The sequence below is a fragment of the Ruegeria denitrificans genome, from assembly GCF_001458295.1.
Lineage (GTDB): Bacteria > Pseudomonadota > Alphaproteobacteria > Rhodobacterales > Rhodobacteraceae > Ruegeria > Ruegeria denitrificans.
Map to the genome: position 1 here is coordinate 65,872 of NZ_CYUD01000007.1, position 23,574 is coordinate 89,445.

Genomic DNA, 23,574 nt, shown 5'->3' on the forward strand with positions numbered 1-23,574 from the left:
GGTTTAACGGGTAAGAAAATTTGGGATACCATTGTTCCCATCCATTCTTTTTTCTCGCTTTTCTACGCAGTGTATCTTGAATGGTTCTCTGATTACTTCCGCTCAAGGAGTAATTCATGATGATTGAGAACATTGGGATAAACGCGGCAAAGCCGCGACGCGCGGAAAGTCAAACGCCATGATCCGCCTCATCGAAAAAGGCCTGATGTTCGGCAATCTCGTCCACATCTCCAGCCCGGCTCTGGTCGAGCGGTATAACCGCGCGCTGCAGCACCTGGCGGGCGAAACCACGGCACTGACGGATTTCCATATCGATATCTCGGGCTATTCGCCGGAGGTGGGGATTGAGCTGGAGGATGAGCTTTACCTTAACCCCAACGGGGTCAACCGGCAGTTCATCCTGCTGACGACCGAGCAGAAACGCGCGCCTCTGCTAAACGTCAAATTCTCCACCTCGCGCGATATCCTGCGCGAATTCATCGAGATGAACGAGGCGCAGCTGTTTGCCCTGACCGCCACGGATGCGGTGGCCGGAGAGCTGGTGAACTCGGTCATCAAACTCACCACCCCGGGTGAGCTGCTGAACCTGCGCAAGATCGAAATTGAGGCCGACACCGCAGGCGGCACCCTGCGCAAGGCGCAGCAACTGGCGGGAATGGTCGAACAGTTCAAAACCGAAGAGGACGCCTGGTTCGACGATGTGCTGATCGCCAAGATGATCGAAACCGCCAAGGAAACCGGCGACGTCACCCGCAACCCCGTCCGCCTGCGCCACACGGCCTTCGAGCAGCGCAACTTCTGGACGGCGCATTTCGGCGGGCTCTATCTGTTCCCCGATCTGGACCACCCGGCTGCGATCTGTGTGGGTGAAAAGCCAGACGATCTGAAGATCAAATACACGTTCGATTCGTCGCAGCGGAACCAGATTGCCAAGTTCCTTGAGTACAACGACTTGGTGGAACCCATCGTCAAAGCGCGCGGTGTCGATGCCGCCGCGATCCTGCAGCAAAAGATGGATTTCCTGACCGTTGACGCCGCGGCGGATGCAGGTGTTGACCTAAAGGGCCTGGATCGCAGCGATATGCGGCGGCTGGCCCGCAATCACGCGGATCGCCTGCCCGAGGCTTATCACGGATTGGCCAAGCTGCTGCGCTGGGCGAAGGATGGCGGTCCGTGGCCGCGCATCACCTCGGACCATCCGGCCTATTTCTACACATTGCGGGCCGCCGATACGCTGAACCGCGATCTGGTGAACATGCTGTTGGCCGAGCTGGCCCCGCTGGACCCGCGCCAGATGTTCATTTGCCACAAGGAGCTGTTTTACAGCACCTATGCCAAGTGGCCCGAAGTCAAAAAAGCCTATGTTGCCGACTTCCTCGCGCGCGAGTATCAGGTGGACAAGGCGGGAGCCCGCGCCGCGCTGTTCGGGCATGAGCCGGACATGAGTGGTAATGACCGGATCGGCGATGACATCATTGCTCGTGTCGGTCCCTGGGGCGCAGTAGGGAGGAATTGAATGCTTGTCGCAATCCGTTTTCTAATTCCACTGCTGATTGTTCTGACTGTGATCTATGTCGGGCTGTCGATCTATTCCCGCCTCGTCCGCCGGCGTAAGTTGATCGCACATTGGGAGAAAAAGGGGCTGCACGGTGATCGTGAGGCTTTTCTCCAGCGGGGAATGCGGCAATATGACAAGTCGTTCCGCAAGAAACTGCTGCTGGGTGTCTACGTCATCCCGCTTGGGGCCATTGCCCTGCTGATCTATATTACAAATTTTAAATGAGGGCCGGATAGATGGTCTATGTCAAATGGGTATTCATCATCGTGTTCTGGGGGCTGGTCGCCTCGGTGCTGGAATACACTTTGCCGCAGCAGGATGTGGTGCGGATCGTGAAGACCGAAGTGCGGCGCGTCGATTTTGGTGAAAACTCGATTTTCTGGGCTCAGCAAGATACCGGTCAGGAAGGGGCGCAGACCACCAACCGCGATGTGCGCTTTGTCGAAACGTTCCGCCCGAACGGAAAACCGCGCGTCTATCGCAACGAGGATACCGGCTGGGGCTGGCCGCCCTATTTCAAGCTGGACAGTTCGAACCTGCAGGCAGAACTGACCAATCTTGTGTCGACCGCGGATAACCCGCAATGGGTGGTTTTACGCCACTATGGATGGCGCAATCAGCTTATGTCGATCTTCCCCAACGCGGTCTCGGTGCGCCCGGTGGACAGCCCGGATGTACGATTGATCCCATGGTTCAACATTATCTTCCTGACGGTGTTCTTTGCTATCTTCTGGGCAATTTGGGTGCGCTGGCGCCGATTCCGGCAACGCCGAATTGATCCGGTGCTTGAGAATATGGAAGACGGACTCTATGCCGCTGGTGATGCGATCGAAGAGAAGCGCAATGGGTTCCGCCGCTGGCTGGATAGCTGGAAGTCAAAGTAATGGCGGGTATCTGATCCCGCCATTTGGCTGGTGCAGCTCGTCTATCTGACAACGAATTCGGCGTGCAGTGCCCCGGCGGCTTTTATTGTTTTCAATATGTCGATCATGTCGCGGGGCGATACACCCAGGGCGTTTAATCCGGCCACGACCTCAGACAGCGTTGTGGCTTCGGGGATTTCGGCTAGTCCGGTGCCTTCTTCTTCTTCTTCGATACCGGCGAAGGTTCGGGGGACCACAACCGTCTCACCGCGTGCAAACGGGTTGGGTTGAACCGCGATGGGCGATTCTTCGACCGTCAGGGTCAAATTGCCTTGCGATACCGCGACCCGTGAAATCCGAACCTCCTGCCCCATGACAATTGTGCCCGAGCGTTGATCGACCACGACACGTGCCTTTGTTTCTGGTTCGACCAGGATGTTTTCAATCCGGCCCAGCGCATGCGCGGTAGAAATCGACTGGGTAGCTTCGATGTTGAGCTCAACCGTGCCGGAATCCCGCATGATCGCCACCGCGCGGTTGAATTCCGAGTTAATCGCGATTTCGATCCGGCTGGCGGTGGTGAAATCCGGCTCGCGCAGGGCAAGGCGCATTTGCGTCAGAGTCGAGAGGTCAAAGTCGATTTCGCGTTCGACCCGCGCACCGGAAGGGATCACGCCCGAGGTCGGCACGCCCTGCACGACCGAGGCGGCCTCACCCTCGGCCACAGCACCTCCGGCCAGAACTGTACCCTGAGCCACCGCATAGATTTGCCCATCTGCCGCGTTGAGTGGCGTCATAATCAGGGTGCCGCCCAGAAGGCTTTTGGAATCGCCAATAGCCGACACCGTCACGTCAATCTGCCCGCCTACCCGGGCAAATGGTGGTAGGCTGGCCGTTACCAACACGGCGGCTACGTTCTTGGGGCGAAATTCCTCACCATTTACGTTGACCCCCAGCCGTTCCAGGATGTTCGACATGATCTCTTCGGTGAAGGGTGAATTGCGGAGCCCGTCTCCGGTTCCGTTCAACCCGACGACCAGGCCATAGCCGACCAGATCATTGCCTCGTACCCCGTCAAAATTCACAAGGTCCTTCAGGCGGATCGCACCGGCAGAGGCAAACCCGGGCAGCAACATCAATAGGAAAACAAGCAGCTTCATCTCAGAAAATTCACAAGCGATAGGTTCGCATTGCGAACGGTGACGGAATACAGGCTCTCCAACTGGAACTGGACAGTCTGCAGTTGGGCGGCGGTTTCATAGGGGTCCGCAGCGATCAACTTGTTCCGGCTGAATTCCAGGCTGGTCTGCGCCGCGCCGTTTCGCGTGGCAGCCTGTTCGATCCGCGCCTCTGCCGAGCCGACCTGAGCGCGTAGATTCACCATTTCGTTCTGGGTATTCGCCAGATCGACCCCAAGTTGCGTGAATAGGGCGGTGCGCTGATCGCGCGGCAGGTTTAGGGTATCGTCAGAAACCAACGCCGCCACCGCAGTGTCTCGTATTGCATCCTTGATCGCAGGGTCGGTGGCTGTGATCGGTATCCTGACGCTTTCATTCTCGGAGATCTGCATTGGTGCCAACACGTTGCCCGAGCCCTGATAGATCACCGCGTCAAACCCGGCGGGGTCGTTGAACCAGTCTTCTGCCGCTTGCCGGATATCCGCTGTTGTCGTGTGTCCGCTCAACTCCGCCTCAAGCGCGGTTAACAGCGTGTCGGTTGAAGGCAAAGGAGAGACATCCGTGGCCGCACCGGAATACAGGCTGCGTCCACCTGCGCGGGTGTTCAACGCTGATATGATCGTGTCCAGCTCGTTCCGGGCCTGAACCGACGCGTTTTCATGGCTGACCGCCTGGTTTGAGGTGCCGAAGGACAAAAGGGATGAGGTCAGCTCGGTCACGGACTCGTTGATCGTGGTCAAGCTCAGCTGCATGGCGTCCGTGAACAACCCGGCCTCGGCCGTCGAAACCTGATAGGCGTCCAGACGCGACAGGCTGCGGTCCAGATCCAGCAGATGGGAATAGTCTCCATCTAGTCGCCCGGACACGTCCTGTACCTTGCCGGTGGACATTTCATAAGACAGGGTTTCGATTTCGTTCCTGAGTTCGGTCGAGCGGGTCCGCAATGTCATGCCCCGCGCCAGATCGCCAATAGACGTCAAATTTATCATCAGAGCCTCAACAAGGTTTGCATCAATTCATCTACTACCGAGATGACCCGCGCGTTCGCGGCATAGGCCTGCTCGATCTCCATCAGGTTTTGTAATTCCTGGTCGGTGTCCACGCCCTGTTCCGCCTCGATCCGGGCCATTTCCAGTTGTGCGCTGTTGGCAAAGGTCAGGCGTTGACTGGCCGTATGGGCGTCCGAGCCGGTTCTGGACATCAGCGCCTCGGTCAGGTCCGAGGCGCGCATATTGCCGGTGCCAAAGGGTGATCCTGCGACGGGTCGCGCATCGCTGAGAACAGCGCCGAAGGCCTGCAATTGCGTGGCATCGCCCAGATCACCGGGGGCCACCGCACCAAGCCCGTCGCGCAGGCGCCAGCTGTCGCCGCCATTGTCAGGATCGACAATCGCATTCAGGCCAATGCGTGAGGCCAGCCCCTCGGGCGCGGTGGCATCAAACCGGTTGCCGGTATCTGTGAACAGGCCGGGGTCTGTCGGTAATGCGGTGAGGTCCAGACCGGGTGTTTCGAACCGTTCAATCAGGTCCCGTGCTACCGAGTCGAGATTGGCTTGCGCCTCAACCGTCAGCTCATCGCGTATTTCGAACATTGCCATCAGCGCGCCGCCGCGTATCTGGGCATTGTCTCTACTGGTGCGCACCAGGCTTCCGTTCATCTCTAACCCCGACAGCAGCCCATTGCCCACCGTCATATGGGGTTTGGTGTCGCCTGTGGTGGTAAAGGAAAACTCGGCCGCCGTGCCTTCCAGCAGGATCAGGCCGCCGTCTGAGTACAGCGACACCTGATCGTTCGCACGCGGAACCGCATTTACCGGCACCAGCTCATTCACCTGATCTATCAACACTTGCCGCTGGTCCAGCAGGGCACCGATTTCGCCACCCGCATGTTTGACCGCAGGGATTCTGGCGTTCAGCTTCTCGATATCCTTGAGTGTCTGGTTCAGGCTTTCTACCTGCTTTCCAATGGAGCGATCCGCGTCCGAGCGCAGCTGCCGAACGCCTTCGGAGGCGGAATTGAGCGCATTGGCCAGATCACGACTGGCGCGGGCCACCTGATCCAACCGTTCAGAGGAATCGGGCAGGCTGGCGGCGGTGATCAGGCTGCTGTCGAACTCGGCCAACCGATTGGCAAGCGATGTGGGGTCGTCAACTGTACCAACGACGCCCTCGACGCCGGAATGAAAGCTGGAAACCGCAGATTGATAGGCTAGTTCCGCGTCGGTGGTACGGCGGTTGGCGGTCAGGACCGGGTCCTGATTTCGAATCACACCGACAGTGCGCACCCCGTTGCCCGAAATCACGTTTGTTGTCAGTTCCAATGACCTGCGGGCATAGCCGGGCGTCCGTGCATTGGCGATGTTGTCCGACACGACCGACGTGCCGCGGCTCGAGGCTGTCAGGCCGCTGACGGCGTTGTTGAATGCTGTCGACAAATTCATGAGACAACCCCCCTTTCCGGGTCAAAACTCAAATCAGCGTTTGATATTGGTGGTTTCCTGCAGCATCTCATCAACGGTTTGAATCACCGTCGCGGCCGAGGAATAGGCGCGTTGGGTCTGGATCAAGGAGGTCAACTCGGTCGCGATATCGGTGGTCGATTCCTCACGCGCGAAGGACACAAGCTCACCGGTTGGACCCTCCCCAGCGTTCCAAAGAAAGTATGTGCCGCTATCCCGCGATGGCGAATAGGTCTGGCTGTCCAGCGCGGTAAGCCCATTGGGGTTGGGCACGTCCGCCAGAGGGATCTGGAACATACGGCGGCTGACCCCGGTGTCATAGAACGCATAGACATAGCCGTTTTCATCAACCTGAACGCTGGTCATCGTGCCCACGGCCGACCCGTCGCGCGTGATCGAAACGGGCGCGAAGGTGTCAGACAACTGCGTGATACCGTCCGCGTCGCCGATCTGACCGATATTAATCTCCATCGGGCCACCTGCGACGTTGACCACAAGGCTGCCGGTTGCCGGATCATAGGCCCCGCCCGAGACGGTGGCGACGCTGGCCAGCGTGCCGCCCGCAGTACGGCTGTCGGTGAAGGTCAGCGTGTATTCCCCGATCACAGCCCCGCCCGAAGCTGAATCGCGCAGCACCATGGTCCATTCATTGCTGGTGCCGGCCCCGGGAACAGTTGGCACAAGCTCGATATCCACGCTTTCGGATTTGCCCAGGTTGTCGAAATATTCGACTGAAAGAGGCTGCGTATCACCCGGCGATCCGGCTTCGGTGGCTGTTGCGGGCAGGTTCATGCGCAGGTTCATCTGCGTGGTTGGCGCGCCGGACAGCTGATTGACGCTAAGCTGCACGGGCTCCAGCGCCGCCGGGGTGTCGCGCGGTACCGCCGGGATCGAACCGTCCGGATTGGCGCGCCAGCCCAACAGAACCAGACCGGACTCGGTGACCAGATACCCTTCCTCATTGGTGCGGAACGATCCGGTCGTGGTCAGTTGCATCTCATTCGAACCGCCCGCGATTTGCGAGCTTGGGCGCACCGGCAGCATGCCCCGGCCGCGTACTGCCAGATCGGTTGAATTGTTGGTCGTCACCAGCGACCCGCGTTGGTCAATCAGACGCTGGCTGGTGGTTCTGACCCCGCCTGCCGAGTAGCTACCGCCCAGACCCGAGGTGACCATGGAATGAAAATCCGTCTCGACCCGCTTGTAGCCGAAGGTCGACGAGTTGGCGATGTTGTCTGAAATGGTGGCCAACCGGTTGGCGTTGGCCTTCAAAGAAGCCACACCGGCATTCAGCGAGGAGGAAATCGTCATTGGCACGCCCTTCTGTTGCGTCAATCGTTGATGCAACAGCTAGCGCACTGCCCCTTAACAGCGCGCTAACAGGTAAAATGCGGCCTAAACTTGTGGCTTCAGGTGTCGCGCAGAAAGATGATCTCGATCCTGTTGTTGCGCACAGCCATCGGGTTTTCATCGGCTAATTCCCGATCACCATGACCGGTCACGCGATCCAGCCGAGAACCCGCAAACCCCTTATCCTCAAGCAATTGACGCACCACTTGCGCGCGTGAGGTCGACACATCCCAGGACGGGTCTTGTGCTAGAACCACGGGCGAGGCGCTGACATGTCCCTCGACCGACACTGCATTCGTTACCAGATCCGAAGATCGCGTCACCAGCAGCGCCAGCGCCCGCATCATTGGCGTCGGTTCATCCGTCCCCGATTCGAACAGCAGCTGATCTTCGGTATCGAACAGTTCGACCACCAGACCTTCGTCGGTGACGCGCGTGACGATGTGTTTGAGCACCTTGTCCGACACCATGCTTTCCCCGGTATGCCCCAGAAGCTGCGCTTCGAGTGTCGAGAAATCCTCGGACATTTCCTTACCGCCATCGGGATTCACTCCGATCGACCCACGTGCTTGCCGCGCAATCGTAGGGTGCCGTTTGGTGGCGCCCGAGCCGTCCATCACCATGGTCACTTCGGAAAACATGTTGTTGCCGCCAAAGGCTCCATCGCCCCCGCCCGAGACCGGGTTCACCGGAATCGTCGGCGAGAAGTAATCTGCCAGCCCTTTGCGTTGTTTCTCAGTCGTTGCATTCAGCAGCCACATCAACATGAAGAACGCCATCATGGCCGTGACAAAGTCGGCATATGCGACTTTCCACGCGCCGCCGTGGTGACCATCGCCACCTGACACACGTTTCTTCTTGATGATGATTGGCGCCGCATTGGATTGCGCACCCATCTCCACCACCTTTTTTTTCACCCGACTATAGGCGTAGCCGGGCAGGTCTTAAGGTGGGCTTAACACTTAAAACTGTCCGGATTTCGCTAGCGCGGCAAGTTGGCGTTGGCCCGCCGCAGGATCAGTTGCAGGCGGTTGAAACTGTTTTTGATTCCATCCGGTTCAGCTTTGCCAAAGAAGGCATCCAGTTCCTCATGCACGCGCACGGCCTGATCCAGCAGCGGATCCGCGCCCTCGGCATAAAGCCCGGCTTTGATCATCACTTCGGACTGTTCATAGCTGCCGACCAGTTTGCGGGTTTCCGCGATCATTTGGTTTTCGTCCTCTGACGCCGCTCCGGGCAGGCTGCGCGACACCGAACGGCTGAGGTTTATGGCCGGGAACCGCCCGCGCTCGGCAATGTCGCGGTTCAGCACGATATGCCCGTCCAGAACTCCGCGCAGGATGTCGGCCACCGGTTCATCCATATCCGACCCCGCAACCAGAACGCTGAAAACGGCGGTGATATCGCCTTGGTCCGCCGTGCCGGGGCCAGCGCGTTCGCACAGCCCGGCAATCAGCGGCGTGACCGAAGGGGGAAATCCTCGCAATGAAGGTGCTTCGCCCATCGCAACGGCAATTTCGCGATGTGCCTCGGCAAAACGCGTCACCGAATCGACCAGAAACAGAACGTTCAGCCCCTGATCGCGCAGGTACTCGGCCACCGACATTGCTGACCAGGCGCAACGCCTGCGGGCCAGCGCCGATTGATCCGAGGTCGCGGCCACAACGACCGAACGTTTCATCCCCTCGGCCCCCAGCGCCTGTTCGACAAACTCGTTCACCTCACGCCCGCGTTCACCGACCAGCGCCACGACGACGGCATCCGCCTGCATCGATTTTGCCAGCGTTGCCAGCAGCGTGGATTTGCCCACGCCTGATCCGGCAAACAGACCGATGCGCTGGCCCTGAACCACAGGCAGCATGGTGTTGAGCATGGCCAGCCCTGTCTCCATTCGCGCTCCCAGCGGTTTGCGCGCTACAGCCGGAGGCGGGGCACGCATAATGTCTTGTTCCTGCGCGCCCGACAGCAGAGGTTTCCCGTCCAGAGGTTTCCCAAACGGGTCAACCACGCGCCCCAGCCAGTGCATGCCGGGTGCGAAAGCGGGCGTCTGATCTAGAATCACCCGGTCGCCCATGCACACCCCATCCGGTGCGGCTGTTGGCATCATGTGAATCCCGTCAGCCTCGACATGCAGCACCTCGCCCGGCAGATCCGGGCCATTGCGTCGCCGCAGGGTCAGGTGGTCGCCAATTCGCGCTTGTCCCTCAAGCCCTTGTATTTCAATGACTCCGCGCGCCACGCCCGCAACGCGGCCCATATGGCGCACGGCGGACAGGCGATCAAATTCACATTTCAGAAGCATCGGGTCGAGATCGGACATCGTGGGTTCTCCAACGGGTTTCTGACAACGCTTTCTAAAGGAATCGGGGTTAAGCCTTGATTGAAATTGATCGAGGGAGAAGCCCCGATGTTCTATGACCTGAACGTCTTTAAGACCGCGTACGCAATGGCAACCCATGCCGGGCAACGGCAGGCGGTGATTGCGCGCAACATGGCCAATGCGGATACGCCCGGCTACCAGCCCCTCGATATCGAGACCTTCCAAAAAGCATTCGAAAAATCAGACCGTCAGGTTTCGATGACCGCCACCCGCGCGGGGCACCTGAACGGTGCCACCGGCCCGCAGCCTTGGGCAGAGTATGAGGTCGCGCCCTCGGGCGATCCCAACGGCAACGGTGTGTCCCTAGAGGAAGAGATGTTCAAAGCGGTCGAGGTCAAGCGCCAGCATGACCGCGCGCTGACCATCTACAAATCCTCGATGAACATTCTGCGCAGCAGCATTGGCCGGTCATAAGGAGCGCGAGACATGAGCGATTTTTCCCATTCCCTTGCCGCCTCGACCAATGCCCTGCGTGCTCAATCAGCGCGGCTGCGGCATGTGTCCGAGAATATCTCGAACGCCGATACGCCGGGTTATCGCCGAAAATCCGTGCCGTTCGAGACGGTGCAAAAAAACGGGCAAGAGGTGGTGCAGGCAGGTCGGGTCAAGCTGGATCGTCGCGACGGGTCGCGCATCTATGACCCCGGTCACCCGATGGCGGATGATACCGGCCACTATCGCGGTTCGAATGTCGATCTGATGATCGAGATCGCTGACGCGCGCGAGGCGCAGCGCAGCTACGAAGCCAATCTTAAAATGTTCGACCAGTCACGCCAGATGTCGTCGAGCCTGATGGAACTTCTCAGAAAATAAAGGACACCAGAATGGATATCCGATCCCTGACCGCAGCACAGAACTATGCCGTGGCCCGCCCGGCCACGCAGGCCGATCCTGATCACGCCGGAATGGCACAAGGGCTGCGCAGTACGTTTCAGGACTTTGCTGCAACGCTGAAACATTCCGAGCAAATGTCCGAAGCCGCCATGACCGGGCAAGCCGATCCGCACGCATTGGTGCAGGCGCTGGCACAGACCGAGCTGGCCGTAGAAACGGCAGTGATCGTGCGCAACAAGGTGGTTGAGGCCTATCAGGAAATTCTGCGGATGCCGGTCTGATCAGATGCTCAGCGAAGGTCTCTTTTATGACATCGTGCGCCAGGCGCTGTGGGTCGCGGTCATCACATCGGTTCCGATCCTGGCGGTGGCGCTTGTATCGGGCCTGATCGTGGGTCTGTTTCAGGCGCTGACCTCGGTGCAGGAAATGACGCTGACCTTCGTGCCCAAGCTGATCGCCATCGTCATCGTGTTCTGGATCTCGATGGGGTTCATGACGCAGACGCTGGTGACCTTTTTCACCACAACTCTCATCCCACTTATCGCCGGAGGTCGCTGATGGATACTGCCTATACCACCTTGTCCCGCCAATCGGGCCTGGTGAATGAAATGCGGATGGTGGCGAATAATATCGCCAATGCCAACACCACCGGATACCGCGCGCAGGGTCTGGTGTTTTCCGAGTTTGTCCGCGACTTGCCGGGCAACCCGTCCCTGTCCATGGCACGGGCCGAGGCGCGCAATACCTCCTTGCAGCAGGGCCTTTTGACCGAAACCGGCGGCCAGTTTGATTTTGCTATCGAAGGTGATGGGTTTTTCATGGTCGAAACGCCATCCGGCAACCGGCTGACTCGGGCCGGGGCGTTCTCACCCAGTGCTGAGGGTGATTTGGTCACGATGGACGGCCACCGCGTACTGGACAGCAACGGTGCCCCTGTTTTCATCCCGCCCGATGCTGCGTCGATCGACGTAGGCAGCGATGGCACGCTGAGTATCGAAGGGCAGCTACTGGGGCAGATCGGCGTTTACCGCGTCGCCGACTCCAAAACGCTGGTGCGCGAGGGCAGCACGCAGTTTCGCGCCGAGGGTGAGATTGATCTGGTCGAAAACCCGGTGCTGCTGCATCGTTTCCTCGAGGGGTCCAACGTCAATGCGGTCGAGCAGGTGACCCGGCTGGTGGAAATCCAGCGCGCCTATGAGCTGGGCCAAAGCTTTCTGGAAACCGAAGATGAACGTCTGCGCGGCGCGCTCAAAGCGCTGATGCGTTGACTTGTGAAAAGGAGATTTTGACATGCGAGCATTGAAAATCGCGGCAACGGGCATGACGGCGCAGCAGATGCGGGTCGAGACCATCTCGAACAATCTGGCGAACACCAACACCACCGGCTACAACGCGCGCCGGGCCGAATTTGCGGACCTGCACTATCAACAGATGGCGCGGGCCGGGACGGTGAACGCCAATGACGGCACGGTCCTGCCCACCGGTATTCAGTTGGGTCTGGGTGTGCGTCCGGCCGCTGTCACGGTGCAGTTGGCACAGGGCGGGTTGTCGGCCACCGGTAACGATCTGGATGTCGCCATCGAAGGTCGCGGCTATCTTGAGGTAACACTGGCCAATGGTCAGTCCGGCTATACCCGCGATGGCAGCCTGAAACGATCTGCCGAAGGGTTGATCGTCACCTCGGACGGATTTGCCGTCGCGCCCGAGATCACCATTCCCGACGATGCCCGGTCGATTTCGATCAACGCTGCGGGCGAGGTTTACGCCTATTTCGATGACACGGCGGACGGGCAGTTGTTGGGTGAGTTGACGCTGGCTAGTTTCTCGAACGCCAAGGGGCTCGAGGCGATTGGCAGCAACCTGTTCAAGGAAACCGAGGCTTCCGGCGCACCCGTGGTCGGCACACCGGGCGAGGATGGGCTGGGCACATTGCGGCAAGGATACCTTGAGGACAGCTCGGTCGACGCGGTGCGCGAAGTGACCGAACTGATCGAGGCGCAGCGGGGGTATGAGATGAACGCCAAAGTCATTTCCGCCGTCGACCAGATGATGGGCGCAACCACACAGGTGCGGTGATGCGGTTTCTGATCCTGACAATGGCGCTTTTGCTGCCAGCCTCGGTGCTGGCAGATATTGTCGTGCCGACCCGCACCATTCGGGCCAAGGAAATCATCTCGGCGACAGATCTGGAGCTCAAATCCCAACAGGTGCCTGGCGCGATAACCACCCCTGAGTTTCTGATCGGGCAAGAGGCCCGCATCGCGTTGTATCCCGGACGCCCGATCCGCGAAGGCGATGTGGGTCCACCGGCCTTGGTGGATCGCAACGATCTGGTTGTCCTGATTTTTGACCGCACGCCGCTGTCGATCACGGCAGAAGGCCGCGCGCTGGGCCGTGGGGCCGCTGGGGATCGTATCCGGGTCATGAATCTGTCCTCCCGTACCACCGTGACGGGCCTTATCCGGCCCGACGGCCAAATCGAGGTAAAATGATGCTGCGACTTTCGAAATCCGTCTTGCTTGCCGTTCTGGCGGTGTCAGCCTGCGGGCGCTTGGATCATCTGGGCAAACCGCCAAGCTTTACGCCGAACGAAGATTCCCCGGAGCATGTCGCCATGCTGTGGCCGGGATTGCCGTTGCACACGCAGCCGCAGCGCAATGTTGACAGATCTTCACTTTGGAGCGGGGAGCAGCACTCGTTGCTGGGCGATCAGAGGGCGATCAAGAAGGGCGATATCCTGACGGTTGCCATCGAGTTGGACGAAAAGGCTGAGTTTTCCAATGACACCGAACGCTCGCGTTCTGCATCGGAAAGCCTTGGGATCGTTGGCTTGTTTGGCCTGCCGCAGCGCGCTGCAGAACATCTTCCTGAAGGTGCATCATTGGCGGATGCTGTCGAGATCGATTCCGCCTCGGCAAGCACAGGTGAGGGGTCTGTAAAGCGCAAGGAAAAGCTGACATTGCGTGTGGCCGCGACAGTGATTGACGTGCTGCCAAACGGGGTGCTGTCGATTTCGGGATCGCAGGAATTGCGCGTCAATTTCGAACTGCGTGAGCTTTTGGTGACGGGCTATGTCCGCCCGCAGGATATCTCGCGCAAAAATGAGATCACCTATGACAAAATCGCTTCGGCCCGTGTGTCCTATGGCGGACGCGGACAGATCACCGATGTGCAACAGCCGCGCTATGGCCAGCAGATCCTGGATACCGTGCTGCCGTATTAAGGAGCAGATGTGATGAAGAAACTGCTACCCGCCTTGTTTTTATTGATCGGCCTGGGGGCCGGTATCGGTGCCGGAGTTGTGTTGCCACCATCTGGTGAACCGAAAGTGGTCGCAAGACAGGATAAAACCAAGGCCAAGGTGGAAAAACCCAAAGAGAAATCCACCAAGAAAAAGGACAAGGTTGGGAAAAAAGACGCGCAAAGCGACTATGAATACCTCAAACTGACCAAGCAGTTCGTGGTGCCAGTCGTCGATGCGGACCGTATCGCAGCACTGGTCACCATGTCCCTGAGCCTTGAAATCACTCCCGGCATGACCGAGGCCTTTTATGCGCTTGAACCCAAACTGCGCGACGGGTTTTTGCAGGTCATGTTCGATCACGCCAATACCGGTGGTTTTGACGGCGCGTTTACGGAGTCGGACAACATGAGCGTGCTGCGCAAAGCGTTGCTTGAGACGGCGCGCAAGAATCTGGGTGATGATGTGTTCCAGGTTCTGATCATGAGCGTCAACCGTCAGGATGTCTGATCTCGACGGCTCGGTGCCCGGTTCAAAAAGATGATGTTTTCTTTCGCTGGGCGCGTTTGTGTGCCTCTTTCTGGGCCGCCGAAAGGTTGGTGACGGCCTGCTTGCGGCCAAAGGCTGCACGCAACGCATCCATTGCAGACAGTTTTTGTGCCCGAATCCGGGCCAGTTCCATATTCAGCTGGCGGCGCGTGGCCGATTCCCAACCACTCCACAATACGTCAGTGCCGGTGACGCAATACCCCTCGGCCGAGGCGCTGTCGTGTCGTGATTGCAGGACCTGTGCGTCTAGCCGTGCCAATTGCTGCTGCACGTGCGCTTCAGTCTCGAGCAGGGGGCGCAGGGCATTGTATTCTTTCTGAAACACGGCCTCGGTGATTTTTTTCAGGTCTGACAGTCCCGCATGTTTCATCTGATCTGTCCCTTTGCCTTTTTACGCATCGCTTCGGCGAACCGAATGGCGGCAGCGACGGGGCGATAGTGCTCTTCCGCGATTTCCTGCCCAATCTCGACGGCGGCATGCAGGGCACGGGCGGTGGGTGGGTCGGAATGGATAGGAACAGCAGCTTCCACGGCGCGTGACCGAATTGCTGCAGCCACCTCATCCACGCCTTTGGCCACACAAACCGGAGCCGAGCCTGCCGTTCTGGCCCATTTCAAGGCCACTGCGTAGTGGGTCGGGTTGACGATCACCACATCTGCCGAGGGTACGTCCGACATCATTTGGTTCGTGGCGATGTCCTGCGCCCGTTGACGGCGTTGTTGTTTGACATGCGGATCGCCCTCGGCGTCTTTGGTTTCGTCCTGAATTTCCTTGCGGGACATCCTGTTCTTGCGCATGTGTTCGGCATATTGCCACAGATAGTCCACCACCCCGATGGCCAGCGCCACGGCAATGACGATGAACAGGAAGCGAAACAGAAAATTCATCATCAGCATTACCGACGACCATGCCGGTGCGGCGCTGGCGGACAGAATCTCGTTGAGGTTGGATCTCAGGAACAATGTCAGGCAGGTGCCGTAGATCACGAGTTTCACAAAACTCTTGGCGAATTCGAAAAGGCCGCCACGTCCGAACTTGTTCTTGGCGTTCGAGATGATCGAGATGCGCGACAATTTAGGTTTCAGCTTACTGGGCGCGAAGATCAGCGCACGTTGGGCGATCAGGCTGAGCAGAACCGCTGCGGCGGGAAGGGCGAACAGAATCGTGACCGACAGCAGCGCCGCTTTCACCATCCCACCAACTGGGCTGACGGCTGGCCCATCGGTCAGCAAGGGCGCGATCTCATCAGCCTGGTCGATCAGCACGACAAACAGGCTTCCCATATGCTGCACGCCGAATTGTCCGGCCGCGAACAGCGCGATGAGAAATCCGGTGTAAGCAGCAACCACTGACAGGTCATTGGACTTGGCAACCTCACCCTTTTCGCGCGCTTTCTGGAGCTTTTGCGGCGTCGGCTCGTATGACTTGTCACTGTCGTCGTCGGATCCGCTCATCTTGGGTCCTCAAGCGGGTTCAGCATGAAGGCGAACAGGGCGTCGGACCAGACTGATAGGATCAGGGGTGTGCCCGCGAACAGCAGGAACAGGCCTGCGAATGTGATAGCGGGGGCACCGACAAACGCCACCATCAGTTGCGGCATCGCCCGGTTGATGACACCAAGCGCAAGGTTGTAGATCAACGAAGCGATGACGAAGGGCATCGCCAACGCAAAAGCCAATGCAAAGCTGCGCGCGATTTGCTGTACCCCCCATTGGGACAGGTCCGGGGTCAGCGGCGGCGCGCCCATCGGAAACAGCGTGTAGCTGTGGATCAGGAATTGAGCGACGCGGATGTGCAAGCCCAACAGCACAGCCAGTGTCAGCCCAGCCAGCGTCAGAAGGTATCCCATCGCGGGCACAGGGTCGGCCGCCGACGGGCCCAGAATCTGCGACAATGATGTTGCCTGGGCTGCAATCGAGCCTGCCGATTGCAAGGCTAGAACAAACAGCCGCAGGGCCAGTCCCAAGGCCATCCCGATCAGCACTTCGGTTAGAACTAATCCAGCCGTTGGCAGCAGGCCGGGCGGAGCCACAGGTGCGGCTATCGCGGGCGTCACAATCAGAGTAAAGGCCGCCGCGATGCCGAATTTGACACGGGTCGGGATGCTACGCTCGCCAAAGGCGGGCAGCAGCGACACCATGGCCGAGACACGCAGAAAGACGGCAAAGAGATGCCACAGACCCTCGCCCAGTTGAGGCAAAAGCTCGGGCGGCAGCGCGATCACGCGGGCACCGTTCCTACCAGCGAGGGCCGCGCCTCGAGCCCGATTTCCTCGAAGGACAACACCGGGTTGGCAATGCCGCGCGCGTGCATGATGGTGCGCAGCAATCGGCGCCGCCGGGTCGAGGTGACCACTGCCGGAAACAGCCCGTGATCGGCGGATTGCGCCACGCTATCGACCACGCCATCGGCCAGCTTGTTGAACAGGTTTGGTGGCAGCGCCACGTCCAGCCCGGATGCCGGCGCGTCGATCTGGTAAGTGGCGAAGGTATCTTCCCATTCCGGGGACAGCTGGATCAGCGGGATCGAACCGTCTTCGCGCTTCATCTCGGCCACCAGCTGGAAACCCAACCGCTGTCGGACCAGTTCGCAAATGCCCTCGGGCTGAGTCGTGGTCAGGCGCGCCTCGGCCACGCTTTCCAGGATCAGTGCCATGTTGCGGATCGAGACCCTTTCGTCCAGCAACAGCCGAAGCACCGCGTGCAGCGTGTCGATTGGCACCTTGTCGGGGATCAACTCGTCCAGCAGCTTGCGGTTGGCCTCGGCCCGGACCGGATCGCTGAGCCGTGTCATCTCGGACAAAAGGCGGCGGAGGGATTTCAGCGTTAGCAGGCGTGAGAAGTTCTGTTTGATGATCTCAAGCAGATGAGTGGCCAGAATCTCGGGCGGGGAAACGATGGTGGCCCCGCTAAGCGCAGCGGCCTCTTGATCCTTGGGCAGAATCCAGCGGGCGGGCGCGCCATAGACGGGCTCGGTCACGTCACTACCCTCGGGCAGCATGTCGCGGTCATCCTGTACCAGCGCCAGAACCAGATCGGGGTTCAACACACCGCGTGCCTGTTCGACGCCCTGGACCTTGACCACATAGGTGCCCATGGGCAGATCGGCGCGGTCGGTCAGGCGGATATCAGGTAGGATCAGACCGAAGCTGGAGGCCACATAGGTCCGCATATTGGCGATGCGCGCGTCCAGCCCGGTGCCGGGGTTCAGGACCATGCTGACCAGATCGGGTGCAAATTCCAGATGCACATCGTCCAAATCCAGAATGTCACCAATGGCCTGCGACACCGGCGTGTCGTCCTGAGGCGCTGGGGTCAGCGCCTCATCTTCTTCGGCCTTTTGTTTACGATGGACGTTGAAGGCCGAATAACCCAGCACACCCGCCCCCAGAATGAAGGGCAGGAACGGCAGGCCCGGCACCAGCGCAAACAGCACCATCAGCATGGCAACCGTTCCCAGCGCCGCCGGATGTCGGCCCAGCTGCGAGAAGATTGCGTTGTCGGTCGCGCCCTGCGTGCCGCCGCGCGCCAGCAACAGAGCAGACGCGATTGAAATGATCACAGCCGGAATTTGCGATACCAGCCCGTCGCCTACGGTCAGGATGGCATAGGTCTCAAACGCGGATGAGATCGGCATGCCATGCACGATCACGCCCATGATCAGGCCCATAACAAGGTTCAGTAGGGTGATCAGCAGCCCGGCAACGGCATCGCCTTTGACGAATTTCGACGCTCCATCGAGTGAGCCGAAGAACGTCGTCTCCTGCTGCTCGCGCTCGCGGCGTTCCTTGGCCTGTTGGTGGTCGATGGCCCCCGCGGACATGTCGCTGTCGATGGCCAGCTGCTTGCCGGGCATGCCGTCCAAAGCGAAACGCGCGCCGACCTCGGCCATACGGGCGGCGCCCTTGGTGATGACCATGAAGTTCACGATCAGCAGCACTCCGAACACCACCAACCCCAGAAAGATGCTGCCGCCCATGACGAAATCGGCGAACCCTTCGATTACGTCCCCGGCCGCGTTTGGGCCGGTATGACCCTGGCCGATGATCAACTTGGTCGAGGACACGTTCAGCGACAGCCGCAGCATCAGCGAGGCCAGCAGGATCGTCGGGAAGGACGAAAAATCCAGCGGCCGTTCGATAAACAAGGTCAGAGTAAAGATCAGGATCGCCAGCGCGAACGAGGCCGCCAGCCCGACATCCAGCACCCATGCGGGCATCGGCAGGATCATCATCACGATGACCGTCATCAGCGCCACCGCCAGCAGCACGGTCGGAGAAAACAGGGAACGGGCGTCGATCTTGGGCACGCGTGCCTCCTAATTGAACGAGATAAAGGCCGTGGCAGTGCCCGAAGGCGGAACCAGTGATCCCAGCGCACCGCTGCCTGGTTGCGGCAGGTTGACCGGAATCAGAGGGGTTGCGGCGGTTGTGAACGGATCGCGCGTGACTGGTTCGGGGGCGTCGGGCAGGGTTTGATCCAATTGCGCCAGTACGGTTTGAAACCGGCCCGAATAGGCATTGGCGAGCGAAGGCGTGCGGGAATGATAGCCCCCAACGGCGGCGGGCCACGATCCAAGCTCGGCATACAGTTCATTCAGGAAACGGGCGGCATAAGTGGCGTTTTCCTCCGGGTCGAACATGGCGTCGATGGACCGGAATGCCTTGCCGTGCCAGCGGTAATTTATCTGAAAACAGCCGATATCAAAGCTACGCTTGCCAGCCTTGAAAATGTTGAAGACGTAAGATTTCGCCTCAAACTCGGAGGTGAACCAATATCCCTGGCCTTCAACGTTGATGGTCCACGGCCAGGGCTCCAGCCGCCCGTCCCGAGCACGCCCGGTTTCCACCCGCGAAATTGCGCGCATAACGTCCAGAGGAACGCCTTCGGATTGGGCGGCACGGCGCGCGGCAGCGTCGCAAATTGCCGCCACGCGGGCATCGGGCATGGCAAAGCCCTGTTGCGCCGTAAAAAGCACAAGCAAACTCAGGCCAAAGATAATACGATGGGGCATTCTGCCGGTCCGGGATTCTGATCAGTCCCGGCCAAGCTATCCCTGCTACGGTTTACAGAGAGTTATCAACCGCTCAGATGCGATCGATCCGGCGACCGAAGACAACACTGGTATTGGTGCGCAGCACGCCGGGGATCTTGGCCAGATCATCGACCAGAATATCCAGATCCTCGATCCTTGGGGCCTCGGCCGACAGCAGCAGGTCAAACTCACCATTGATCGACAGGCAGAGTTTGACCTCGGGGTAAGCCTCAAGCCGATTGATGATGCGCTTGGTTTCCTTTTGCTGCACTTCCAGCAGCACGACCACCTGCACGCGCGGGGCGTCTTCGGGACTGTTCAGTACCACCGAATATCCGGCGATCACGCCACGCTCTTCCATTCGATTGATGCGTTCATGCACGGTGGTCCGGGCCACGCCCAGTTTCGCGGCGATCTTCGAGGTCGACTCGCGGGCGTTGTGCTGCAGGGCGGCGATGATGCGACGGTCTAGCTGATCCATGATGCACCAAGGTGTAATGCACGGGGGTAGGGGGGCTCAAGATGTGTCAGCATGTTCTTTTGAAACGTCTTTCCGACTCGGGTGCGGCCAGATCATGAGGGCTGTCACCACCCCGGGGGCGGCGATCAGGGTCATCCAACCCAGCGTGGTCGCGGTACTGGTTGTGGTCATGATCCAGCCGGTCAGCGGATACAGCACCAGCCAGCATGCGTGGGACAGGGTGAACTGGGCCGCGAACATGGCCGGTCGGTCTTCGGGGCGGACCGAGCGGGTCAACAACCGGCCCGAAGGCGTCAGCGTGGCGGAATATCCGAACCCGATACAGGCCCAAAGGATGGCGAGACCGCTCAGAGGGACCTGCGTGATCGCGAACAGGCCAGCCGAGAGACACATGGCCAAAGTTCCGAATGTGGCCCCGGTCAGCATGACGGTGCGGTCCCTGAACCGAACCAATAGTCTGGGCAGGACGAATGCGGCGAGCATCGAGCCGCCGCCAAACCCGGCAAGTGCAATGGCCACAGCGCTTTCGGACAGGCCCAGATCGGACCGCACGATAACAACGGTATTGACGATAACCATCGCGCTGAGTGCCGCCGCGGTCCAGCTGAGCGCAAGCAACCCGCGCAGGCGAGGGGTTTGCAGATACAGGCGAATCCCGCGCGTCGTCCGGTCATAAATTCTGCGGCGCGCGGTCGGTTTGGGTGAGGGTAGGGCGACCGAGACCACCAACAGTGCCGAGGCGATGAATCCCAGACTGGTGCCCCAAAACAGGCTGTCGAAACTGACGATCAGTAAGAGCGCGGCGGCCAGAGCGGGGCTGAGCAGGCTTTCAAGATCATAGGCGAGCCGCGACAGGGACAAGGCCTTGGTGTAATCCTGCTCGTCGGTCAGAACGTCGGGAATGGTGGCCTGAAACGCTGGGGTAAACCCGGCTGAGGCGGATTGCAGGACAAAGATCAGCACGTAAATCTGCCAGACCTCGGTCACGAAGGGCAGGCAGACGGCCACCGCTGCGCGCACCAGATCCAGTGCTACCAGCATCCGCCGACGGTCGAGCCGTTCTGCAAAGGCTGCCGCAAGCGGGGCGATGACCACATAGGCCACCATCTTGATCGTCAGCGCGGTACCCAGCACCAGCCCAGCCGCGTCCTGGGCCAGATCGTAGGCCAGTAACCCCAGCGCCACCGTCGCCAAGCCGGTGCCGGTCAGAGCGACGACCTGAGCCCCCAGCAAATGGCGATAGGTTCGGTTTCGCAGGACACTCAGCATCGGCGGTTCGGACCTTTTGATCAATTGACGCCGCCCCGGAGCTCGTGCGGTGCGTCATGATCCATTTTCCTGTCAAAGCGTTCAGGGTCAAGAAATCCGCGCATCTTTGACGCATTCTATTGATGGCGTTGAGTTTACGGGCCAAACCTCCTATCTCGGGGGCGATATCGCATAAAGGAAGACCCCGTGGCGAACCATCTTTATAAAAACGACCTGCCGGACGGGTTGGACCTGGGCCCTGTAGTGGCCATTGATTGCGAAACTATGGGGCTGAACCCGCATCGTGACCGCCTGTGCGTGATCCAGATGTCGGTCGGTGACGGCAACAGCCATATCGTGCAGGTTGAAAAGGGCCAGACCCAGGCGCCGAATCTGTGCACCATGCTGGAAAACCCCAATGTACTCAAGCTGTTCCACTTTGGCCGGTTTGACATTGCCGCGATGTACCACACCTTTGGAGCACTGGCCGCGCCGGTCTATTGCACCAAGATCGCCAGCCGTCTGGTGCGCACTTATACGGACCGTCATGGGCTGAAAAACCTGTGTCAGGAGCTGATCGGCGTCGATATTTCGAAGCAGCAGCAGATGAGCGACTGGGGTGCTGGAACCCTGACCGAAGCGCAGCTGGAATACGCCGCCTCGGATGTTCTGTACCTGCACCGGCTGCGCGATGCACTGGACGGGCGGCTGGCCCGCGAAGGCCGCACCGAGATGGCGCAGGCTTGTTTTGACTTCCTGCCCATGCGTGCGAAACTTGACCTCGCAGGCTGGCCCGAAACGGATATTTTTGCGCACTCATGACCGATAACGAGTCCTTTCTGAAAACCGCCAAACAGGTCGTCATCGACGAGGCCCGCGCGCTGGACGTGCTGGCCGACAGTCTGGATGATCAATTTGCCGAAGCTGTGCAGATGATTCTGCAGGCCCCGGGCCGCATCATCATCAGCGGCATCGGTAAATCCGGCCATATCGGCCACAAGATCGCCGCGACGCTGGCCAGTACAGGCACGCCTGCCTATTTCGTGCACCCGGCCGAGGCCAGCCATGGTGATTTGGGTATGGTCTCCAAAGGCGATGTGGTTGTGGCGATTTCCAATTCGGGCGAGGCACCGGAACTGGTGAACCTGCTGGCTTTTACCCGCCGCTTTGGCATTCCGCTGATTGGCCTGTCCAGCAAGCCGGAAAGCACGCTGATGAAGCAGGCAGATGTGCATCTGTTGATCCCGTCGTTGGGTGAGGCCTGCGGTTTCGGCATGGTGCCCTCGATCTCGACCACACTGACACTTGCGATGGGCGATGCGCTGGCGATTGCGCTGATGAAATACCGCGATTTCAAGCCTGAAGATTTCCGCGCCTTCCATCCCGGTGGCAAGCTGGGCGCGCAGCTGTCTACCGTGCGCGATCTGATGCATGCCGATCTGCCCGTTGTGACCGTTGGAACCCCGATGAGCGAGGCATTGCTGGTCATGAGCCAGAAAAGCTTTGGCGTCGTCGGCGTGACCGACGAGGCGGGTCGCCTGATGGGCATCGTTACGGATGGTGACTTACGCCGGAACATGGAAGGGTTGTTAAACAGAACCACCGAAGAGGTAATGACTAGTAACCCCCTGACCATCGCTCCGAACGCCATGGCGGAAGAGGCCGTTGCGATCATGAATGATCGCAAGATCACCTCACTGTTCGTGGTCGACCCGGAAGGACAGGGTCAGGCCGAGGGGCTGCTGCACATCCACGACTGCCTGCGCGTCGGCCTGGGCTAGATAGAGGGCTAAGCGGTGGACGGACACTCACGCATGGTTCAGTTTTTCAAGGTAGTGCTGCCGTTGGTGGCTATCCTGATGCTGTCCACCATGTTTTTGCTGTCGCGCAGCATCGAAACCAATGTATCCGTGCCCTTTTCCCAACAGGATATCGACGAACGGCTGGCCGATCAGGTGGTGACGCAACCGAATTACCGTGGCACCACGCGCAAGGGCGAAGACGTTCAAATCCAGGCGACCCGGGCCACGCAGGGCACCGAGGCCTCTACCCCGACAGCGGCCGAGTTTCGGGGTCGTTTGGGTCTGTCAGGTGGAGGCGTCATCACGCTGGATTCCAATTCTGGCATGATCCGTCCCGACAAGAATACCGCAACCTTTGTCGGTGATGTTGTCATCACCTCGACGGATGGCACCGAAATCACTACCGATCTGCTGAACACTGCGTTGGATGAAATACGCGGTGATGCGCCGGGTCAGGTCCGTGGCACGGGGATTATTGGCAACATAACTGCGGGCGGCATGACCTTTGGAACGGAAAAAAAGGACGGACAAGTCCATATTATTTTTACAGACGGCGTGAAGCTGATATACGAGCCTGAAAAAGCAGAAAGATAACCT

The 23,574-nt window shown here is 59.5% G+C and carries 28 protein-coding genes; 15 read left to right on the plus strand and 13 right to left on the minus strand.

Translation table 11 applies throughout. The features are described 5' to 3' along the window. The first annotated feature begins 178 nt into the window (after window positions 1-178). Genes RUE5091_RS11830 through RUE5091_RS11840 form a run of 3 tightly spaced genes read left to right on the plus strand, consistent with a single transcriptional unit; the run spans window position 179 to window position 2,442 of the window. On the plus strand, window positions 179-1,516 hold the full coding sequence (locus RUE5091_RS11830; protein ID WP_058282134.1) for a DUF6638 family protein: 1,338 nt from the start codon (window positions 179-181) through the stop codon (window positions 1,514-1,516). Then, window positions 1,517-1,783, plus strand: coding sequence for a hypothetical protein (locus tag RUE5091_RS11835; RefSeq protein WP_058282135.1), 267 nt, complete (start codon window positions 1,517-1,519; stop codon window positions 1,781-1,783). Window positions 1,784-1,794: 11 nt separating this feature from the next. Continuing rightward, window positions 1,795-2,442: a DUF1523 family protein gene (locus tag RUE5091_RS11840; RefSeq protein ID WP_058282136.1), complete on the plus strand. Its 648-nt coding sequence runs from the start codon at window positions 1,795-1,797 to the stop codon at window positions 2,440-2,442. Between the two features lie 41 nt (window positions 2,443-2,483). On the opposite strand, the gene RUE5091_RS11845 is transcribed toward RUE5091_RS11840, so the two are convergent. The 6 genes from RUE5091_RS11845 to RUE5091_RS11870 all read right to left on the minus strand — a co-directional run bounded on the left by RUE5091_RS11845 (window position 2,484) and on the right by RUE5091_RS11870 (window position 9,709). Next, window positions 2,484-3,581: a flagellar basal body P-ring protein FlgI gene (locus RUE5091_RS11845; protein WP_058282137.1), complete on the minus strand. Its 1,098-nt coding sequence runs from the start codon at window positions 3,579-3,581 to the stop codon at window positions 2,484-2,486. Further along, window positions 3,578-4,588 (minus strand): flagellin, encoded by a 1,011-nt coding sequence (locus RUE5091_RS11850; protein ID WP_243470770.1) that lies wholly within the window; start codon window positions 4,586-4,588, stop codon window positions 3,578-3,580. The genes RUE5091_RS11845 and RUE5091_RS11850 overlap by 4 nt, the downstream gene beginning before the upstream one ends. After that, window positions 4,588-6,039, minus strand: coding sequence for a flagellar hook-associated protein FlgK (flgK, locus tag RUE5091_RS11855; protein ID WP_058282138.1), 1,452 nt, complete (start codon window positions 6,037-6,039; stop codon window positions 4,588-4,590). The genes RUE5091_RS11850 and flgK overlap by 1 nt, the downstream gene beginning before the upstream one ends. Before the next feature lie 33 nt (window positions 6,040-6,072). Continuing rightward, window positions 6,073-7,368 (minus strand): flagellar hook protein FlgE, encoded by a 1,296-nt coding sequence (locus RUE5091_RS11860; protein WP_207383733.1) that lies wholly within the window; start codon window positions 7,366-7,368, stop codon window positions 6,073-6,075. A 98-nt stretch (window positions 7,369-7,466) separates the two neighbouring features. Next, complete coding sequence (locus RUE5091_RS11865) at window positions 7,467-8,303, minus strand: flagellar motor protein MotB (protein ID WP_058282314.1); 837 nt, start codon at window positions 8,301-8,303, stop codon at window positions 7,467-7,469. An 86-nt stretch (window positions 8,304-8,389) separates the two neighbouring features. Beyond that, window positions 8,390-9,709: a FliI/YscN family ATPase gene (locus RUE5091_RS11870; RefSeq protein ID WP_058282315.1), complete on the minus strand. Its 1,320-nt coding sequence runs from the start codon at window positions 9,707-9,709 to the stop codon at window positions 8,390-8,392. Window positions 9,710-9,814: 105 nt separating this feature from the next. Between RUE5091_RS11870 and RUE5091_RS11875 the strand changes: the two genes are divergently transcribed. From RUE5091_RS11875 to RUE5091_RS11915, 9 genes are read left to right on the plus strand one after another with little or no spacing between them, the layout of a single operon-like run. Next, a complete protein-coding gene (locus RUE5091_RS11875; protein WP_058282316.1) occupies window positions 9,815-10,201 on the plus strand; it encodes a FlgB family protein in 387 nt (128 codons plus the stop codon). Between the two features lie 12 nt (window positions 10,202-10,213). Then, window positions 10,214-10,600, plus strand: coding sequence for a flagellar basal body rod protein FlgC (gene flgC / locus RUE5091_RS11880; RefSeq protein ID WP_058282140.1), 387 nt, complete (start codon window positions 10,214-10,216; stop codon window positions 10,598-10,600). A gap of 11 nt (window positions 10,601-10,611) precedes the next feature. Continuing rightward, entirely contained in the window at window positions 10,612-10,902 is a 291-nt protein-coding gene (gene fliE / locus RUE5091_RS11885) for a flagellar hook-basal body complex protein FliE (protein ID WP_058282141.1), read from the plus strand. A gap of 4 nt (window positions 10,903-10,906) precedes the next feature. Further along, window positions 10,907-11,179 carry a flagellar biosynthetic protein FliQ gene (locus RUE5091_RS11890; protein ID WP_058282142.1) on the plus strand — a complete coding sequence of 91 codons (273 nt, stop codon included), beginning with the start codon at window positions 10,907-10,909 and terminating at the stop codon, window positions 11,177-11,179. Further along, window positions 11,179-11,889, plus strand: a complete 711-nt coding sequence (locus tag RUE5091_RS11895) for a flagellar hook-basal body complex protein (RefSeq protein ID WP_058282143.1) — start codon at window positions 11,179-11,181, stop codon at window positions 11,887-11,889. Before RUE5091_RS11890 ends, RUE5091_RS11895 begins: the two co-directional genes overlap by 1 nt. 22 nt (window positions 11,890-11,911) lie before the next feature. Next, on the plus strand, window positions 11,912-12,697 hold the full coding sequence (gene flgG / locus RUE5091_RS11900; RefSeq protein WP_058282144.1) for a flagellar basal-body rod protein FlgG: 786 nt from the start codon (window positions 11,912-11,914) through the stop codon (window positions 12,695-12,697). Then, on the plus strand, window positions 12,697-13,113 hold the full coding sequence (gene flgA, locus RUE5091_RS11905; protein ID WP_058282145.1) for a flagellar basal body P-ring formation chaperone FlgA: 417 nt from the start codon (window positions 12,697-12,699) through the stop codon (window positions 13,111-13,113). The genes flgG and flgA overlap by 1 nt, the downstream gene beginning before the upstream one ends. Then, window positions 13,113-13,844 carry a flagellar basal body L-ring protein FlgH gene (flgH, locus tag RUE5091_RS11910; RefSeq protein WP_058282317.1) on the plus strand — a complete coding sequence of 244 codons (732 nt, stop codon included), beginning with the start codon at window positions 13,113-13,115 and terminating at the stop codon, window positions 13,842-13,844. The genes flgA and flgH overlap by 1 nt, the downstream gene beginning before the upstream one ends. Window positions 13,845-13,856: 12 nt before the next feature. Beyond that, window positions 13,857-14,372: a hypothetical protein gene (locus RUE5091_RS11915; RefSeq protein WP_058282146.1), complete on the plus strand. Its 516-nt coding sequence runs from the start codon at window positions 13,857-13,859 to the stop codon at window positions 14,370-14,372. Between the two features lie 22 nt (window positions 14,373-14,394). Here RUE5091_RS11915 and RUE5091_RS11920 read toward each other — a convergent pair whose 3' ends face one another. From RUE5091_RS11920 to RUE5091_RS11950, 7 genes are all read right to left on the minus strand, one after another. Beyond that, window positions 14,395-14,781 carry a hypothetical protein gene (locus RUE5091_RS11920; protein WP_058282147.1) on the minus strand — a complete coding sequence of 129 codons (387 nt, stop codon included), beginning with the start codon at window positions 14,779-14,781 and terminating at the stop codon, window positions 14,395-14,397. Continuing rightward, window positions 14,778-15,866: a flagellar type III secretion system protein FlhB gene (flhB, locus tag RUE5091_RS11925; RefSeq protein WP_058282148.1), complete on the minus strand. Its 1,089-nt coding sequence runs from the start codon at window positions 15,864-15,866 to the stop codon at window positions 14,778-14,780. Before flhB ends, RUE5091_RS11920 begins: the two co-directional genes overlap by 4 nt. After that, entirely contained in the window at window positions 15,863-16,636 is a 774-nt protein-coding gene (locus RUE5091_RS11930; protein WP_058282149.1) for a flagellar biosynthetic protein FliR, read from the minus strand. Before RUE5091_RS11930 ends, flhB begins: the two co-directional genes overlap by 4 nt. Then, the gene (gene flhA / locus RUE5091_RS11935) at window positions 16,633-18,720 is read right to left on the minus strand and encodes a flagellar biosynthesis protein FlhA (protein WP_058282150.1); all 2,088 of its coding nucleotides are present in this window, start codon (window positions 18,718-18,720) and stop codon (window positions 16,633-16,635) included. The genes RUE5091_RS11930 and flhA overlap by 4 nt, the downstream gene beginning before the upstream one ends. Before the next feature lie 9 nt (window positions 18,721-18,729). After that, the gene (locus RUE5091_RS11940) at window positions 18,730-19,425 is read right to left on the minus strand and encodes a transglycosylase SLT domain-containing protein (protein WP_058282151.1); all 696 of its coding nucleotides are present in this window, start codon (window positions 19,423-19,425) and stop codon (window positions 18,730-18,732) included. Between the two features lie 73 nt (window positions 19,426-19,498). After that, complete coding sequence (locus RUE5091_RS11945) at window positions 19,499-19,927, minus strand: Lrp/AsnC family transcriptional regulator (protein ID WP_058282152.1); 429 nt, start codon at window positions 19,925-19,927, stop codon at window positions 19,499-19,501. Window positions 19,928-19,963: 36 nt separating this feature from the next. Continuing rightward, on the minus strand, window positions 19,964-21,196 hold the full coding sequence (locus RUE5091_RS11950) for an MFS transporter (RefSeq protein WP_082643640.1): 1,233 nt from the start codon (window positions 21,194-21,196) through the stop codon (window positions 19,964-19,966). Window positions 21,197-21,382: 186 nt separating this feature from the next. On the opposite strand from RUE5091_RS11950, the gene RUE5091_RS11955 reads away from it, so the two are divergent. The 3 genes from RUE5091_RS11955 to lptC are packed head-to-tail and all read left to right on the plus strand — an operon-like array spanning window position 21,383 to window position 23,571. Continuing rightward, window positions 21,383-21,997, plus strand: a complete 615-nt coding sequence (locus RUE5091_RS11955) for a ribonuclease D (protein ID WP_058282153.1) — start codon at window positions 21,383-21,385, stop codon at window positions 21,995-21,997. Then, on the plus strand, window positions 21,994-22,956 hold the full coding sequence (locus RUE5091_RS11960; RefSeq protein ID WP_058282154.1) for a KpsF/GutQ family sugar-phosphate isomerase: 963 nt from the start codon (window positions 21,994-21,996) through the stop codon (window positions 22,954-22,956). Before RUE5091_RS11955 ends, RUE5091_RS11960 begins: the two co-directional genes overlap by 4 nt. Window positions 22,957-22,989: 33 nt before the next feature. Beyond that, window positions 22,990-23,571, plus strand: a complete 582-nt coding sequence (gene lptC, locus RUE5091_RS11965) for an LPS export ABC transporter periplasmic protein LptC (protein ID WP_243470771.1) — start codon at window positions 22,990-22,992, stop codon at window positions 23,569-23,571. Window positions 23,572-23,574: the final 3 nt, after the last annotated feature.

Excerpts from the sequence above, each read along its gene's own strand:
- RUE5091_RS11830 (WP_058282134.1), top strand. The coding sequence starts at position 179 with ATGATCCGCCTCATCGAAAAAGGCCTGATGTTCGGCAATCTCGTCCAC.
- RUE5091_RS11835 (WP_058282135.1), top strand. The coding sequence starts at position 1,517 with ATGCTTGTCGCAATCCGTTTTCTAATTCCACTGCTGATTGTTCTGACT.
- RUE5091_RS11840 (WP_058282136.1), top strand. The coding sequence starts at position 1,795 with ATGGTCTATGTCAAATGGGTATTCATCATCGTGTTCTGGGGGCTGGTC.
- RUE5091_RS11845 (WP_058282137.1), bottom strand. The coding sequence starts at position 3,581 with ATGAAGCTGCTTGTTTTCCTATTGATGTTGCTGCCCGGGTTTGCCTCT.
- RUE5091_RS11850 (WP_243470770.1), bottom strand. The coding sequence starts at position 4,588 with ATGATAAATTTGACGTCTATTGGCGATCTGGCGCGGGGCATGACATTG.
- flgK (WP_058282138.1), bottom strand. The coding sequence starts at position 6,039 with ATGAATTTGTCGACAGCATTCAACAACGCCGTCAGCGGCCTGACAGCC.
- RUE5091_RS11860 (WP_207383733.1), bottom strand. The coding sequence starts at position 7,368 with ATGACGATTTCCTCCTCGCTGAATGCCGGTGTGGCTTCTTTGAAGGCC.
- RUE5091_RS11865 (WP_058282314.1), bottom strand. The coding sequence starts at position 8,303 with ATGGGTGCGCAATCCAATGCGGCGCCAATCATCATCAAGAAGAAACGT.
- RUE5091_RS11870 (WP_058282315.1), bottom strand. The coding sequence starts at position 9,709 with ATGCTTCTGAAATGTGAATTTGATCGCCTGTCCGCCGTGCGCCATATG.
- RUE5091_RS11875 (WP_058282316.1), top strand. The coding sequence starts at position 9,815 with ATGTTCTATGACCTGAACGTCTTTAAGACCGCGTACGCAATGGCAACC.
- flgC (WP_058282140.1), top strand. The coding sequence starts at position 10,214 with ATGAGCGATTTTTCCCATTCCCTTGCCGCCTCGACCAATGCCCTGCGT.
- fliE (WP_058282141.1), top strand. The coding sequence starts at position 10,612 with ATGGATATCCGATCCCTGACCGCAGCACAGAACTATGCCGTGGCCCGC.
- RUE5091_RS11890 (WP_058282142.1), top strand. The coding sequence starts at position 10,907 with ATGCTCAGCGAAGGTCTCTTTTATGACATCGTGCGCCAGGCGCTGTGG.
- RUE5091_RS11895 (WP_058282143.1), top strand. The coding sequence starts at position 11,179 with ATGGATACTGCCTATACCACCTTGTCCCGCCAATCGGGCCTGGTGAAT.
- flgG (WP_058282144.1), top strand. The coding sequence starts at position 11,912 with ATGCGAGCATTGAAAATCGCGGCAACGGGCATGACGGCGCAGCAGATG.
- flgA (WP_058282145.1), top strand. The coding sequence starts at position 12,697 with ATGCGGTTTCTGATCCTGACAATGGCGCTTTTGCTGCCAGCCTCGGTG.
- flgH (WP_058282317.1), top strand. The coding sequence starts at position 13,113 with ATGCTGCGACTTTCGAAATCCGTCTTGCTTGCCGTTCTGGCGGTGTCA.
- RUE5091_RS11915 (WP_058282146.1), top strand. The coding sequence starts at position 13,857 with ATGAAGAAACTGCTACCCGCCTTGTTTTTATTGATCGGCCTGGGGGCC.
- RUE5091_RS11920 (WP_058282147.1), bottom strand. The coding sequence starts at position 14,781 with ATGAAACATGCGGGACTGTCAGACCTGAAAAAAATCACCGAGGCCGTG.
- flhB (WP_058282148.1), bottom strand. The coding sequence starts at position 15,866 with ATGAGCGGATCCGACGACGACAGTGACAAGTCATACGAGCCGACGCCG.
- RUE5091_RS11940 (WP_058282151.1), bottom strand. The coding sequence starts at position 19,425 with ATGCCCCATCGTATTATCTTTGGCCTGAGTTTGCTTGTGCTTTTTACG.
- RUE5091_RS11945 (WP_058282152.1), bottom strand. The coding sequence starts at position 19,927 with ATGGATCAGCTAGACCGTCGCATCATCGCCGCCCTGCAGCACAACGCC.
- RUE5091_RS11950 (WP_082643640.1), bottom strand. The coding sequence starts at position 21,196 with ATGCTGAGTGTCCTGCGAAACCGAACCTATCGCCATTTGCTGGGGGCT.
- RUE5091_RS11960 (WP_058282154.1), top strand. The coding sequence starts at position 21,994 with ATGACCGATAACGAGTCCTTTCTGAAAACCGCCAAACAGGTCGTCATC.
- lptC (WP_243470771.1), top strand. The coding sequence starts at position 22,990 with ATGGTTCAGTTTTTCAAGGTAGTGCTGCCGTTGGTGGCTATCCTGATG.